We start from the raw sequence: 14,315 nt of genomic DNA, 5'->3' as shown, positions 1-14,315 counted from the left end.
GCTGGAAGAGCATAGGCGCTTTGGCCTTCTCGTCATTCGACAACCGTCCGCCCAATACTTTAGAAATATCCAATTTATTTATCTATTTTTGCGATCAAGATGTGGAATAGGACGGGGATCAGGCTTTGACCATTCCAGGTGTTGTTATTATCGGCGGCGCTCACGGCACGCTTGCCCTTGCCCGCAGCCTCGGTGTCCTGAATGTGCCGGTCTATTACCTTACCCATGATTCACCGTTGCCGGGCTGGTCGCGCTTCGTGCGGGAAACAATCCGCTGGGCCGGTCCGCATGATGATGGGGCGATGGCGTTTCTGCGGCAAATGGCTGAAAAACCAGGCCTGAAGGGCTGCCTGCTGGTGCCATCGGGCGATGGTGAGGTTCAGCTTGTTTCGCAGCATAGCGAGGAGCTTTCGGCGCTTTACAAGATCATTCTGCCGGAATGGACGAACCTGCAATGGCTGTGTGAAAAACCGCTGCTCTACAAACGTGCGGCCGAACTCGGCGTCAGCATTCCCCGAACCTATGCGCTGACATCGGCTGCCGATATCGACGGGCTGGATGTGATGTTTCCCGTCATTCTGAAGCCGAATATGGGGGGCGGCAATACATCGATCGCCCGGGCGAAAGTTATTCGTGCCGATGACCGAGAGGGGCTCAAAACCGCTTTTGCCGATGCCAGTGGAGAGATCGGCGCCGACAATGTCGTGGTGCAGGAACTCATTCCGGGCGGTGGAGAAAGCCAGTTTTCCTATGCGGCCCTGTGGCTGGACGGGGAACCCGTTGCCGAATTCACCGCGCGGCGCGCCCGGCAATATCCCGTTGATTTCGGTTATACCAGCACGCGTGTCGAGGTCATCGACAATCGGCAAGCGGTCGAAGCGGCCCGGAAAATATTGAAATCGGCAGGTCACAGCGGGCTGGTCGAAGTGGAATTCAAATTCGACGGCAGGGATGGGTCGCTGAAACTTCTCGATGTCAATCCGCGCCCTTGGTCGTGGTTCGGCCTCTGTTCGGCTGCCGGCATCGATCTTGGCGGGCTTTTATGGCGGGTGGCCAATGGCATGCCCACCGGGCAGGCGGTCACTGCGCGGCAGGGCACTTCCTGGTCCTATCTCATCCGCGATACCGTTGCCGCCTTCACATTGGTACGGAGGGGGCAGGTGAGACTTGGCGATTATCTCACCTCCCTCGGCAAGATCCGCAGCTGGGCCGCTTTTGCACCGAACGATCCCCTACCGGGCCTGATCGATCTGCCGCTGACCGCCTTGCGGGTGCTGAGAAAACGCATTCTTCCCGGTCTGGTGTCAGGAGAATCGGCAAGGACCATGTTGCCGCCGGTCAAACGCCTGGTGAAATATGGGGCCATAAGGGCGGGGCTGGAGGTGACTTCTCTTCCGGCTGTCCGCTCGGCATTTCCATCCCTTGCCGGGCGGGGCGTGATTTTCACGCTTCACCATGTGCGCCCTGGGCAGCCGGTTTCGGCTTTTGCGCCCAATGTGCAATTGTCCGTCACGCCGCAATTTCTGGAAGAGGCCATTGAGGCCGCGCTCGAATCCGGTCTCGTGCCCGTTCATCTGCATGATCTGCCGGCTCTGCTTGCCGACAGCGGCGAAGGCCGGTCGTTCTGTGCCTTCACGCTTGATGACGGTTATCGCAACAATGCTGAACATGCTGCGCCGATCTTCCGTAAATACGCGGTTCCCTACACGATTTTCGTCACGCCAGGTTTTGTTGAGCGTAGCCGCAGCCTGTGGTGGGAAACCGCGGCGGCGCTGACGCAGAAAGCCGCATCGTTCGAATTTGATTTTGGGGCAGGGCCGGAGCAGGTGGAATGTGCCACGCCATCACAGAAGCTGGAGGCATTCGCCCGGCTTGAAAACTTCGTCCAGGAATCCGCGGAAGATGACGCGGTGGAAAGGATCGATCGCGTCGCAAGGCAGCATGGCCTCGACCCCATCGCGATGGTGGACGAATTGGTCATGGATGCGGCCGAACTCAGGACGCTGTCGGACGATCCGCTCGTGCATTTTGGCGCGCATACCATGACACATGTGAACATGCGCAAGATCGATGCGGTGCGCCTCGCCCATGAGATCGAGGAATCGACGTGCCGGGTGGAAGTTTATGTGGGCCAGCGGCCGCAATCCTTCTCTTATCCCTATGGCTGGGTCCGGGCCGTGGGAGAGCGCGAAGCAAAAGCGGTATCGGATGCGGGCTTCTCCGTGGCGGTCACCACGCAGGCCGGTGTTCTCGGCCCTCACAGCCTCGAAAAGCCGGCCCAGCTGCCGCGCGTTTCGTTGAACGGACGCTTTCAGAAAAAGCGCTTCGTCAAGGCGCTCATCTCGGGCCTGCCTTTCCGGTTCATCTAGCGGCTATATCTGCTTTCCTTCTTTCGCCCGCTCCGCGGCAATGCGGAGGCCGTCGGCCTTTTGCATGCACATGACAATTTTTGTTATTCACATCCTTTTATCTATTGATTATAAATAAATTTATCGAGGTAAAACATTACAACTTTTTTGAAGGCTCTGCCCGTGCTGCTGATTTTCGCCGATGATCTGACCGGTGCTCTTGATGCCGCCGCCCCTTTCGCCGGGCGCGGGTTGGCAACCGAGGTTGCGATCGGGCTTGATGGTGTTCGCGAAGCGCTTGTGGATGCGCCCGCGATCCTTAGCGTCAACCTCGGCTGCCGCGATGGAAAAGCGGAGGAGGCCCACCGCCGCACGCGGGACCTGATGGCGCTGGTTCCGGCCGGTACGATGTTTTTCAAGAAGATCGATTCCCGGTTGAAGGGACATATTGCGGCGGAAATGGACGCGATTTCCTATCGGCAGGCACTGGTCGCCCCCGCCATTCCCTATTTCGGACGTATCGTCACCGGCGGCGCCGTCTCCGGCTTCGGTGTCGAAACCGCCATTCCGGTTGCTGCAAAACTCGGCGGGCATGCCGCGCGCTGCACGATACCGGATACGGGCTCGCAAGGTGATATTCGCGAGGCCCTCATCGCCGCGCAGGCAGAGGGGGTCGATCTTCTGGTGGGTGCGCGCGGGCTTGCCGAAGCGCTGGCCGAGACGATGGCAGCCGAGCGCGCTCCGCAGGCGGCGACCGTTCCACCGGGCAAGGGCGTTTTTGTCATCGGCTCGCGCGATCCGATCACGGTCGGGCAGATCGACGTTCTCAGGAGTGACGGGAATGTCTCGATCATCGAGGCGCCCAATGGTGTGGTGCCACATCAAGCCAGCGATGATTCTGATCTGACACTGGTTCAGGCAACGCAGGGTGCGGACGATCTCTCGCCGCTTGCAGTTTCCGATCATCTGGCGGAAGGCGTCGTGCCGCATTTCACCGCCGGGGCGAAAAGACTGCTTCTCTCGGGCGGGGCGACTGCCGAAGCCGTGCTGCGGGCCATGGGCATCTCGCGCCTGCGTCTTGCCGGCGAATGCCTGCCGGGTCTTGGCGTCGGCTGGGCTGGTGACCAATGCATCATTGCGAAGTCCGGCGGTTTTGGGCAAGCTGACACGTTGAAACGGATTGCGAAAATGATGCTTGGCGAAAACGACGCTGGAGAGAGCTGACCAGATGGGGCTGATGAAAGAAACGGCGCGCAAGGCACTTCCGGACATTATTTTCGAGAGAATGCACCGGGCGATCAAATCCGGGGCCTATAAGCCGGATGAGCGGCTGCCGACCGAACATGAACTCGCCATGGAATTCGAAGTCTCGCGCCCGGTCGTGCGCGAGGCGCTGCGGCGCCTGCGCGAGCAGGGGTTCATCTATTCCCGTAGGGGTTCCGGCAGTTATGTCAGGGCGTTTGGCCTGCGCGAGCCGCTCGGTTTCGGCCAACTGGAAAATGTCGCGGACCTTCTGAACTGTTATGAATTCAGGTTGACGCTGGAGCCGGCTGCGGCGGCTGCGGCGGCATTGCGGCACGATGCCGAAAGGCTGGCGGCGATCAGGAAGGCGCTTGAACTGATGCGGGACGCCACCAATCGCCAGTCCCACCGCGAGGATGCCGACTACCAGTTTCACCTCGCAATCGCGCGGGCGGCCAGGAACAGTTATTTCTCCACCGCCATGGAAGCGCTGAAGGACCATATTGCAGTTGGGATGAAGTTCCACGGTATGTCGGTAAAGCGGGAGGCATCCGGCCTGACGCGTGTTTTCGCCGAACATGAGGCCATTGCAAAGGCGATCGCCGATGGTGATGCGGAAGCGGCCCGCCAGTTGATGCTCCAGCACCTGACGGGCTCGCGTGACCGCCTGTTTGAATCGTCCCATGCGGATTAAGGCCGCGGCCCAGGGCCGGTGCGCCTAGCCACGCACGGGCTTTCTCCTCAGAAGGCGTGGCGGTAGATGCCGAGCACGTCCTCAAGGCTCATATCCACCGGGTTATTGTCCATCAGCCGGCGGATGGCATGTGCGTCCTCGGCATAACGGGGCAGATCGCCCTCCGTCGCCCCATGCCGCGCGAGTGACATTTCAATGCCGAGCCCGGCACAGAAATCCGTCGCCGCCTTGCGAAGATCGTCCTGCGAGAGATGATCGCGAAGGCCGAGCGCGCCGGCCACTTCCGCCGTCTTCTCCGAAACGGCAGGCTGGTTGAAGGCCAGAACATGCGGAAAGACGATGGCATTGGCCAGCCCGTGGGGCAGGTTGAGAAGCGTGCCGAGCGGATAGGCGATAGCGTGGCCGGCGGCCGTATTGACCGGGCCGAGGCAGATGCCGCCGTAATAGGAGGCGAGCATCATGCCTTCCCGCGCTTGCGTATCCGCGCCATCGCGAACGGCGCGCGCCAGATATTTGCCGACCAGCGCAAAGCCCATGCGGGCAAAACCGTCGATCATCGGATGGGCCTTGCGATTGGTGAAAGCCTCCACGCAATGGGCCATGGCATCCACGCCCGTTGCCGCGGTCACGGCTGGTGGTACGGAATAGGTGAGTTCCGGATCGAGAACGGCGAAATCCGCGATCAGATAAGGGCTTTCAACCGCGATCTTGTTGCCTTTGACGGGATCGGTGATGAGCGAGCGGATACCCGCCTCTGACCCGGTGCCGGCGGTGGTGGCGATTTGCACGAGACGCGTATCGCGCCCGGCCACCCTGTTCGGTCCGGCCACATCGTCAAGCGTCTGGCCGGAATTCCACAGCGCGGCAACGAGCTTTGCCACATCCATGACAGAACCGCCGCCGAGGCCGACGACGAGATCGGGTTTGGCCGCGCGCGCGGCAGCAAGCGCTGCATCGAGTGTCGCGGTATCCGGCTCGCCGGGAATGGCGTCGAATACGGTGAAGGGACCCTGCAATTGCAACCGGTCGACAAATTTAGCCGTCAAAGGCGTGGCGATCACCAGGGTCGAGGCGTTTTTGCCGGCGAAGGCCCCGACCTGCGCAATCGTGCCCGCACCGACGGCGAGCCTGCGCGGCTGGTGGATGATAATGGGAGCTGTGGGCATGGTACTCATCCCTTCTGGGCCTTGCCCGACACGAGCTTGCGCGCATAGGCGATGGCCGCGTTCATGTTGCCGTGATTGGCGATGCCCTTACCGGCAATGTCGAAGGCGGTGCCGTGATCGACGGAAGTGCGGTCTATCGGCAAATCAACGGAGACGTTGACGGCGGTATCGAAGGCGACAAGCTTGATCGGGATATGGCCCTGATCGTGATATTGCGCGACGACGAGATCGAAAGCGCCCGAGTAGGCCCGGTGAAACACGGTATCGGCGGAAATCGGCCCCTGCACCTCGATGCCTTCGGCGCGGGCGGCTGCGACCGCCGGTGCGATCTGATCGTCATCTTCCGTGCCGAACAGGCCGTTTTCGCCGCAATGCGGATTGATGCCGGCAACGGCGATCCGCGGCCGCTCGTAACCGATGCGCTTCAGATGGGCATTGCCGGCGCGGATGGTCGCCAGCACCCGCTCCGTCGTCGCCCGGCGAATGGCGTCCTGCAGGGAAACATGGGTCGATACGTGGATCACCTTCAGTCGCTCGGAAGCGAGCAGCATATAGGCGGCGGATGAGCCGGTTAGGCTGCGCAGCATGCCGGTGTGACCATCATAATGGTGGCCTGCCAGATTAAGCGCCTCCTTGTTGATCGGCGCGGTGACGATGCAGCCGATTGTTCCGGCTTCGGCATCGCGCACGGCTTTTTCGATGAAACGGAAGGCGGCGTCGCCAGCCACCGGCGACAGCGTGCCCCATGGGAGCGGCGCACCCTCCACCGGCAGGTCGACCACATGGGAGGTGAGATCGATATCAACACCGAGCGCCTCCTGTGCTGCTTCCAGCGTGGGGAGGTTTCCGTAAATCCGGGTTGCGGCGCGATCGGCAGCGGACATGTCCGCCAGCGCCCGAACGGTGATCTCGGGGCCAACACCGCACGGGTCGCCCATGGTGATGCCAATGATGTTGCTCATCTTTTTCTCCCGTCCGTGGCGTCGGCCCAGCCGGGCGCCAGCCGGACATATTTGATTGCGCGGCGATGATAGGTGTAGCTTGCGTGCAGCGTACCGTCCGGCGCTTCCAGAAGCCATGGATAGGACATTTCCAGATTGCGGCCATCCGTCGAATCGTTTGACAGGCAGGTGCCCGGCCCATCCTCGATCAGTATCCGGGTGGGGAAGCTCAACCCATCATCATTGGAAAGGCAGACGGAGACCGGAGCGCGCGGCACGCCCCAGATCGGCACGCATCCGCCGCTCGGATCGGCATCCGGCCTGTCGTCCTCTTCGCCCAGCTCGTCATAGAGCGAAGCGCGCCGGTCGCTGGATTCCTGTGCATTGACGGGATTGCAGATCATTGCCAGTCGGCCGTCAGCGAGCCTGATGACGGCAATGGACGAATTGTTGTTGGGCACGTCGGTCGGCTGCGGTTTCGACCAGGAGCGGCCGCCATCAGCACTTTCCGTGCGATAGACGAAATCGGCCTGGCGACGGCGAAAGAAGGCGGCGTAGCGCTCCTCCTCTGCCGCGACCGGGCTCATATGCACGCAGCCGGTCGAGTCAGGTAGATCCTGCAATGTCCATGTCGCGCCGTTGTCGGTGGATATGCCGAGCGCGGCGGTGTCGTGGCTGCCGTTCCATTTCTGGCCGGGACGCTGGATGCAGCGGAAGATCGGCAGGAGCCAGGCACCGTCATCGCGGATGCGAAGCGGCGCGCGGATGAAGCAGCCCTTGGGAAGATCAAGGAAGCGCCCTTCCTCGGATGTGAGTTTTTCCGCTTCCGCCGCGTCGCGGTGAATGCGCGCCATGCGGATGCGGCATTCATCCTGATTGCCTGAAGGCTGGGAGGTATGAAACAGCCATAACCCGCCATCCGGCGCAGTGAAGAGCACCGGGTTCTGTTCTGAATGGGCGGAGTCGTGGCTGAGGCGCTGTGGGGCTCCCCAGCGGGTAGCGTCTGGCGTCAGCACGGATGCGAAAATCGAAATATCTGACTTGCCTTCCAGCGTGCCGCCGAACCAGGCGCAGAGCAGCGTGCCATCATTGAGAAGGTGCAGGAAGCTCGCATGGTTCTGGATCATCGGTGACGGAAGGAAGGCTTCCTGCCGGTTTTCCGACACGGCGTGCATGGCTCCGGTCATGGCGTGAGCGATGTCATCAGGGGTCATCGTGGTCTCCTCTTGCCCTGATGAAAATGACATATTTGAAAAGTTGTCAAGTTTATTTGATATAAAAAGAGCGTCGTTTGTTTTTGATTTATGAACTTAAATATTTGTTTTTAAATGATAAAAGTATGTGATTTGCTGCGAATAAAAATTGCTTTCGAAAAATAAATTGACAAAAAATGTGATAACGCCGATGCTCTGTTCACGGGTGGAGGAGACAGTCATCCGCACGCCATGCTCCTCGATGCAGGAGATGGGGCTTTTCAGAATACCCCTTGCGGTGCGCCGCCATGTTGCTGAATTTCTGATCTGGGAGGAGAACGGAATGAAGAAGTCATTGATTGCGGGCGCCCTTGTTCTGGGTTCGCTCAGCGCCACGGTTTCGCCGGTGCTTGCGGCATCGGGGCCGATCAAGATCGTGCTGGCGGAAGAGGCGGACCTGCTGGAACCCTGCATGGCCACGCGTTCCAATATTGGCCGCATCATCATGGAAAATGTCAGCGAGACGCTGACCGAGCTTGATGTACGCGGCAAGAACGGCGTGCAGCCGCGCCTTGCCGAAAAATGGGAACAGAACTCGGATGGCAGCTGGCGTTTTCATCTGCGCCAGGGCGTGAAGTTTTCCGACGGTACGGGTTTTGACGCCAAGGATGTGAAGCACAGCTTCGAGCGCATCATGAGCGACAAGAATGCCTGCGAATCCCGCCGCTATTTCGGCGGCATGACGGTGACGCCGACGGTTGTCGACGACCACACGATCGATTTCAAGACGGATCCGGCCCAGCCCATCCTGCCGCTCCTGATGTCGCTGGTCACGATCGTTCCGGAAGAAACCAAGATGGAATTTATCCGCGAGCCTGTCGGCACCGGGCCTTACAAGCTGACCAACTGGACGCCCGGCCAGCAAATCGTTCTGACCGCGCGCGACGATTATTGGGGCAAGGAGCCTGAGGTAACGGAAGCGACCTACCTCTTCCGCGCCGATCCCTCGGTACGTGCTGCCATGGTGCAGACCGGTGAAGCCGATCTTTCGCCCTCCATTTCCCAGCTCGACGCAACAAATTCGAAGACCGATTTTTCCTATCTCGACAGTGAAACGGTCTATATGCGCCTCGATCACAATATCGCGCCGCTGAACGATGTGCGGGTGCGCCGCGCGCTCAATCTTGCCATCGACCGGCAGGCCTTCCTGGGCACTCTGGTACCTGAAGGTGCGGTGCTGGCGACGGCGCTGGTTCCACCGACTACGCTTGGCTGGAACCCCGACGTCAAGGTCTTCCCTTACGACCCCGATGGTGCAAAAAAACTGCTCGAGGAAGCCAAGACTGCCGGTGTGAAGGTGGACACACCGATCACCATCATCGCGCGCACGGCGAATTTCCCGAACGTCACTGAGATCATGGAAGCGATCCAGCAGCAGCTGCAGGAAGTCGGCTTCAAGATCGACCTGAAATTCGTGGAAGTGGCCGAACACGAGAGCTATTATTCCAAGCCTTTCAAGGAAGGGCGCGGACCGCAGATCGTCGCCGCCATGCACGACAATTCCAAGGGCGATCCGTCCTTCACCATGTTCTTCAAATACGCCACCAAGGGCACACAGTCTGGCTTCTCTGACCCGAAGGTGGATGACCTGATCGAACGTGCCTCGGCTGCCGTCGGCGACGAGCGCGCCAAGCTGTGGTCCGAACTCATCGCCTACCTGCACGATGACGTGGTGGCGGATGTGCTGCTGTTCCACATGGTCGGTTTCTCCCGCGTCTCAGAACGTCTGGATTTCAAGCCCACCATCGCCACCAACTCGATGCTGCAGCTTTCGGAAATCGGCATCAAGTAAGCCGGTATCTTATGAGCCAAAGAGCGGCGGCGGAGCTCAAGCTTCGCCGCCCTCGTTGAAAAACCGGAGGCAACCATGCTGAGCTTCATCCGAAAACGTTCCGTTGCGAGCCTGATCTCCCTGATCGGCCTCATCGTGATGGTTTTCTTCCTCTCCCGCCTGACGGGGGACCCGGCCGCGCTGTTTCTGCCGGTTGAGGCTTCGGAGGAGTTGAAGCAGCAGTTTCGTGCGCTGCACGGCCTGAATGATCCGCTGATGGTGCAGTTCCTGCGTTATGCGGGCGATGTGATGACGGGGGATCTTGGAGAATCGCTCAGAAAGGCCCGTCCGGCGCTGGATGTTGTGCTGGAAGCTTTTGTCTGGACGCTCTGGCTCGCGGTCATCACCATGTCGCTGGTCACCACGGCGGCCATCGTTGTCGGCTCGCTTGCAGCTTTCCGGTCCGGCGGCTTCTTCGACCGCATGGCGTCGACAATTTCCCTCATCGGTGCCTCGGTTCCGGATTTCTGGCTTGCCATCGTGGCGATCGTGGTCTTTTCCGTCAATCTCGCCTGGCTGCCCACATCAGGCACTGGCTCGGTGCTGCACTGGATCCTGCCGATTTCAGTACTCTTCGTGCGTCCCTTCGGTATCATCGTGCAGGTGGTGCGCGGTTCGATGATCGGCGCCTTGTCTTCCGCTTACGTCAAGACGGCACGCGCCAAGGGCGTAAAATCCGGGCCGATCATCTTCATCCATGCTTTGCGCAACGCCATGCTGCCGGTCATCACCGTCATCGGAGATCAGGCGGCAAGCCTTCTCAACGGTGCAGTCATCGTCGAAACCATCTTCGGTTTTCCCGGTGTCGGCAAGCTGATGATCGATTCCATCCTCCAGCGGGATTTCAACGTCGTGCTGGCCGCCATTCTCGTCACCGCGCTGGCCATCTTCCTGATGAACCTTCTGATCGATATCGCCTATGCGCTGCTCGATCCGCGTATCCGGCACTGAGGAGGTCATACAGCCATGAGCCTTTTGAACGCCGACACCCAGATCATCGACGAGCCCTCCTTCGCAACACGCATGCTGCGTATGTTATGGGCGGACAAATTCGCGCTCTGTGCCGCGATCTTCCTCGTTATCGTCGTCGTCCTCGCCTTTGTCGGCCCGGCCTGGCTGGGTGATCTCGCGACGAAACAGAACCTGCGCGGGCGTAACCTCGCGCCCTTCGATTGGCAGCGCGAATGGTATTTCTGGTTGGGAGCGGATGCGCTGGGCCGTTCGCTTCTGGCGCGCATCGTCGCCGCCACGCAAAATACGCTAATGATCGCCGCCGGCGCCGTGCTTCTCTCCGCCGTCACCGGCACGGTGCTCGGCCTGATCGCCGGTTTTTCCTCCAATCGCGTCGGCCAGATCATCATGCGGCTGGCGGATGTGATCATGTCCTTTCCGTCGCTGCTGATCGCGGTCATCGTGCTTTATCTGCTCGGTTCCTCCATTCTCAACCTGATGCTGGTCCTGGCGATTACCCGCATTCCCGTTTATATCCGCACCACAAGGGCGGAGGTGCTGGAGGTGCGCGAACGTATGTTCGTGCAGGCGGCAAGGGTTATGGGCGCATCCGGCAAACGCATCCTGTTCCGCCACATCCTGCCCGTGGTACTGCCGACACTGACGACATTGGCGACGCTCGATTTCGCATATGTGATGCTGGCGGAAAGCGCTCTCTCATTTCTCGGCATCGGCATTCAGCCGCCGGAAATCACCTGGGGCCTGATGATTTCGCAGGGGCGGCAATATCTCACCAATGCCTGGTGGCTGTCCTTCTGGCCGGGGCTTGCCATCATTCTCACCACTCTGTCGCTGAACCTGCTGTCCAACTGGCTGCGCATCGCGCTTGACCCCGTGCAGCGCTGGCGGCTGGAAATGAAGGGCCGAAAGCATGGCTGACCATCTTCTCGACGTGCGAAATCTTTCCGTGGAGTTCCACACCGCAAGCGGCGTCGTCCATGCGGTAAAGGATGTTTCCTATCATATCGACCGTGGCGAAACGCTAGCGATCCTAGGCGAAAGCGGCTCGGGCAAATCGGTATCCTCGTCGGCCATCATGAATCTCATCGACATGCCGCCCGGCCGCATCAGCGGCGGCGAAATATTGCTCGACGGCAAAGACCTTCTAACCATGCCGGATGAGGTGCGCCGCGAGATCAACGGTCGGCGCATCGCCATGATCTTTCAGGATCCGCTCAGCCATCTCAACCCGGTCTATACCGTCGGCTGGCAGATCCGCGAAGCGATGACCACCCACGGCATGGGCAAGGCGGAAGCTGAAGCGGAGGCGAGGCGGCTTGTCGCCCGTGTCGGCATTCCCGATCCCGACCGGGCGCTTTCGAAATATCCGCATGAATTTTCGGGTGGCCAGCGCCAGCGTGTGATGATCGCCATGGCGCTTGCGTTGCGGCCCGATCTTCTGATCGCTGACGAGCCGACCACCGCGCTTGATGTGACGGTGCAGGCCGAAGTGCTTGCGCTTCTCAAGGAATTGCAGCGGGAAACCGGCATGGCCGTGCTCATCATCACCCACGATCTCGGTGTTGTCGCCGAAATCGCCGACCGGGTGGTGGTGATGGAAAAGGGCGTATTGGTGGAAGCCGGCACGGTTCGCGAGGTTTACCGCAATCCGCAGCATCCCTATACCCGCAAGCTCATCAATGCCGCCCCCGGCAAGGGCGACATGCATCAGCCAGAAGCGAAAGGTGAGCCGCTTCTCAGCGTGCGCGACGTGCGCAAGCGTTACGGTGCATTCGAAGCGCTGAAGGGCGTTTCCTTCGACCTGATGGCAGGCGAGACCATTGCCGTCGTCGGCGAAAGCGGTTCCGGCAAATCGACGCTGGCGCGCATTCTGCTACGGCTCGATGAACCGGATGCGGGCAGCGCCGTCTGGAAGGGACGCGACCTGTTCAAGCTATCGCCGGCGGAACTGTTTGCGTTGAGGCGTGATTTGCAGATGGTGTTCCAGGACCCCACCCAGTCGCTCAACCCCCGCATGACGGTGTTCCAGTTGATCTCCGAAGCCTGGGTCATCCATCCCGATATATTGCCGAAAGCGAAATGGCGCGAACGGGTCGGCGAATTGCTGCAGCAGGTCGGCCTTTCGCCGGAACATATGCGCCGTTATCCGCACCAGTTCTCCGGCGGCCAGCGCCAGAGGATCGCGATTGCCCGCGCGCTTGCGTTGGAGCCGAAGCTCATCATCTGCGACGAGGCGGTCTCGGCGCTCGATGTTTCGGTTCAGGCGCAGGTCATCGCGCTTCTGGACAGGCTGCGTCGCGACATGGGTCTCTCCTTTATCTTCATCGCCCATGACCTTCCTGTTGTGCGGGATTTTGCCGATCACGTCATGGTCATGCAGCGGGGAGAGGTGGTGGAGTTCGGCACGGTGCGGCAGGTGTTCGAAGCCCCGCGCGAGGCCTATACCCGCGCGCTGCTTGCCGCCAGCCTCGATCCGGATCCCGATATGCAATCCCGGCATCATCATGCGGCCGGCCACACCATTGAAAATTCAAGCGGAGTTCTCCCATGAGCAAACAAGCTTTCGTCGCGCTCGTCACCTGTTTCAACGAGGACGAAACCATCAATTACGAGGCGACCCGCGCGCAGGTGCGCCGCCAGGTGGCGGCTGGCAACAACATCATGTGCGCCGGCACAAACGGCGATTTCACCGCGCTGACGCGTGAGGAGAAAATCCGGCTGACCGAAGAGGTGGTGGACGAGGTGGCCGGCCGCGCCAAGGTGATCGTCAATGCCGGCATGCCGGCCACGTTCGAAACCCTGCAACTCGCCAAAGCCTTTGACCGTATCGGCGTCGACGGCATCGCCGTCATCACGCCTTTCTTCATCGCCTGCACGCAGGATGGCTTGATCCGCCATTTCTCGGCGGTGGCCGATGCCGTTGAAACGCCGGTCTATCTCTATGATATTCCCGCCCGCACCCAGAACCACATCGAACCGGAAACGGCGCGCAAGCTCGCATCCCATGGCAATATCGCCGGTATCAAGGATTCCGGCGGCGCGCAGCAGACGCTCGAAGCCTATCTTCAGGTGGCGAAGGACATGCCCGGTTTCGAGGTCTATTCCGGCCCGGACCACCTCGTGCTCTGGTCACTGCAGAATGGTGCCGCCGGCTGCATCTCCGGCCTCGGCAACGCTATGCCAGATGTGCTCGCCGGCATTCTCAACGCATTCAACGCCGGCGACATAGCCGAAGCTGAACGCCAGCAGGCGATCTATGCCAATTTTCGCACCGATCTCTACGCTCTCGGTTTTGCACCCGCCATGGTCAAGCGCTCGCTTTACCTCCAGGACCCCTCCGTCGGAGCCAGCCGCCAGCCGGCCCTTCTGCCGGATCAGGAACAGGATGCAAAAATTCTGGAAATCCTGCGGCGCTATCGACGGCTGTGATCCCGGTGCAGAATGTGACGTGCACGGGAAAGACCGATGCTCGCCACGTCAAAATAACCGGTTGAAACAGCAAAACTCGGAAGCGCTTCCATGGTCCCGCATATGACGAATAATTTGTGACACAAACACGAAATTTCCCTTGTCAGCTTGACCATTGATGTTTAAGAGGAGCGCGCAACGCAAGCGTTCGCGCATGCGGAGAGGTGGCAGAGTGGTCGAATGCACCGCACTCGAAATGCGGCATACCTGCAAGGGTATCGTGGGTTCGAATCCCACCCTCTCCGCCAAGTTCTAATCACTCTCCGTCAGTTACCTGTAAAACCTTGGATTTCCTCGTAAAACCTCTGCTCGCCAGCGGCCCTTGAAGAGTGAAAATCATGCGGGTATCGCGCCCGGTACACCTTTCGGTACATGTTCAGGCACCTCCAATGTGTTCGTT

11 protein-coding genes and 1 tRNA gene are annotated in these 14,315 nt (G+C 60.2%); 9 read left to right on the top strand and 3 right to left on the bottom strand.

The window, feature by feature from the left end:
* Positions 1 to 125 precede the first annotated feature (125 nt).
* From QD336_RS18120 to QD336_RS18110, 3 genes are all read left to right on the top strand, one after another.
* On the top strand, positions 126 to 2,369 hold the full coding sequence (locus tag QD336_RS18120) for a polysaccharide deacetylase family protein (RefSeq protein WP_499171596.1): 2,244 nt from the start codon (positions 126 to 128) through the stop codon (positions 2,367 to 2,369).
* Positions 2,370 to 2,531: 162 nt separating this feature from the next.
* Entirely contained in the window at positions 2,532 to 3,572 is a 1,041-nt protein-coding gene (locus QD336_RS18115; RefSeq protein ID WP_499171595.1) for a four-carbon acid sugar kinase family protein, read from the top strand.
* 4 nt (positions 3,573 to 3,576) lie between these two features.
* Positions 3,577 to 4,284 (top strand): FadR/GntR family transcriptional regulator, encoded by a 708-nt coding sequence (locus QD336_RS18110; RefSeq protein WP_174010760.1) that lies wholly within the window; start codon positions 3,577 to 3,579, stop codon positions 4,282 to 4,284.
* A gap of 47 nt (positions 4,285 to 4,331) precedes the next feature.
* On the opposite strand, the gene QD336_RS18105 is transcribed toward QD336_RS18110, so the two are convergent.
* Genes QD336_RS18105 through QD336_RS18095 form a run of 3 tightly spaced genes read right to left on the bottom strand, consistent with a single transcriptional unit; the run spans position 4,332 to position 7,605 of the window.
* A complete protein-coding gene (locus QD336_RS18105) occupies positions 4,332 to 5,459 on the bottom strand; it encodes an iron-containing alcohol dehydrogenase (protein WP_499171594.1) in 1,128 nt (375 codons plus the stop codon).
* The gene (gene pdxA, locus QD336_RS18100) at positions 5,456 to 6,412 is read right to left on the bottom strand and encodes a 4-hydroxythreonine-4-phosphate dehydrogenase PdxA (protein WP_499171592.1); all 957 of its coding nucleotides are present in this window, start codon (positions 6,410 to 6,412) and stop codon (positions 5,456 to 5,458) included. The genes QD336_RS18105 and pdxA overlap by 4 nt, the downstream gene beginning before the upstream one ends.
* Positions 6,409 to 7,605, bottom strand: a complete 1,197-nt coding sequence (locus tag QD336_RS18095; protein WP_499171591.1) for a sialidase family protein — start codon at positions 7,603 to 7,605, stop codon at positions 6,409 to 6,411. The genes pdxA and QD336_RS18095 overlap by 4 nt, the downstream gene beginning before the upstream one ends.
* Before the next feature lie 322 nt (positions 7,606 to 7,927).
* Here QD336_RS18095 and QD336_RS18090 point away from each other — a divergent pair, with 322 nt between their 5' ends.
* The 6 genes from QD336_RS18090 (at position 7,928) to QD336_RS18065 (ending at position 14,163) form a co-directional block, all read left to right on the top strand.
* Entirely contained in the window at positions 7,928 to 9,436 is a 1,509-nt protein-coding gene (locus QD336_RS18090; RefSeq protein WP_499171590.1) for an ABC transporter substrate-binding protein, read from the top strand.
* A gap of 75 nt (positions 9,437 to 9,511) precedes the next feature.
* Positions 9,512 to 10,426: an ABC transporter permease gene (locus QD336_RS18085; protein WP_003511517.1), complete on the top strand. Its 915-nt coding sequence runs from the start codon at positions 9,512 to 9,514 to the stop codon at positions 10,424 to 10,426.
* Positions 10,427 to 10,441: 15 nt separating this feature from the next.
* Positions 10,442 to 11,365, top strand: coding sequence for an ABC transporter permease (locus QD336_RS18080; RefSeq protein WP_499171589.1), 924 nt, complete (start codon positions 10,442 to 10,444; stop codon positions 11,363 to 11,365).
* Positions 11,358 to 12,998 carry an ABC transporter ATP-binding protein gene (locus QD336_RS18075; protein ID WP_499171588.1) on the top strand — a complete coding sequence of 547 codons (1,641 nt, stop codon included), beginning with the start codon at positions 11,358 to 11,360 and terminating at the stop codon, positions 12,996 to 12,998. Before QD336_RS18080 ends, QD336_RS18075 begins: the two co-directional genes overlap by 8 nt.
* Positions 12,995 to 13,876, top strand: coding sequence for a dihydrodipicolinate synthase family protein (locus QD336_RS18070; RefSeq protein WP_499171587.1), 882 nt, complete (start codon positions 12,995 to 12,997; stop codon positions 13,874 to 13,876). The genes QD336_RS18075 and QD336_RS18070 overlap by 4 nt, the downstream gene beginning before the upstream one ends.
* Before the next feature lie 197 nt (positions 13,877 to 14,073).
* A tRNA-Ser gene (locus tag QD336_RS18065) sits at positions 14,074 to 14,163 on the top strand.
* Positions 14,164 to 14,315: the final 152 nt, after the last annotated feature.

Source organism: Rhizobium sp. BR 250, from assembly GCF_047445855.1.
Classification (GTDB): domain Bacteria; phylum Pseudomonadota; class Alphaproteobacteria; order Rhizobiales; family Rhizobiaceae; genus Agrobacterium; species Agrobacterium tumefaciens_I.
Note: the sequence above shows the minus strand (reverse complement) of the source record. Positions and strands in the feature narration are given on the sequence as shown.

Excerpts from the sequence above, each read along its gene's own strand:
- QD336_RS18105 (WP_499171594.1), bottom strand. The coding sequence starts at position 5,459 with ATGAGTACCATGCCCACAGCTCCCATTATCATCCACCAGCCGCGCAGG.
- QD336_RS18090 (WP_499171590.1), top strand. The coding sequence starts at position 7,928 with ATGAAGAAGTCATTGATTGCGGGCGCCCTTGTTCTGGGTTCGCTCAGC.
- QD336_RS18110 (WP_174010760.1), top strand. The coding sequence starts at position 3,577 with ATGGGGCTGATGAAAGAAACGGCGCGCAAGGCACTTCCGGACATTATT.
- QD336_RS18070 (WP_499171587.1), top strand. The coding sequence starts at position 12,995 with ATGAGCAAACAAGCTTTCGTCGCGCTCGTCACCTGTTTCAACGAGGAC.
- pdxA (WP_499171592.1), bottom strand. The coding sequence starts at position 6,412 with ATGAGCAACATCATTGGCATCACCATGGGCGACCCGTGCGGTGTTGGC.
- QD336_RS18080 (WP_499171589.1), top strand. The coding sequence starts at position 10,442 with ATGAGCCTTTTGAACGCCGACACCCAGATCATCGACGAGCCCTCCTTC.
- QD336_RS18095 (WP_499171591.1), bottom strand. The coding sequence starts at position 7,605 with ATGACCCCTGATGACATCGCTCACGCCATGACCGGAGCCATGCACGCC.
- QD336_RS18075 (WP_499171588.1), top strand. The coding sequence starts at position 11,358 with ATGGCTGACCATCTTCTCGACGTGCGAAATCTTTCCGTGGAGTTCCAC.
- QD336_RS18085 (WP_003511517.1), top strand. The coding sequence starts at position 9,512 with ATGCTGAGCTTCATCCGAAAACGTTCCGTTGCGAGCCTGATCTCCCTG.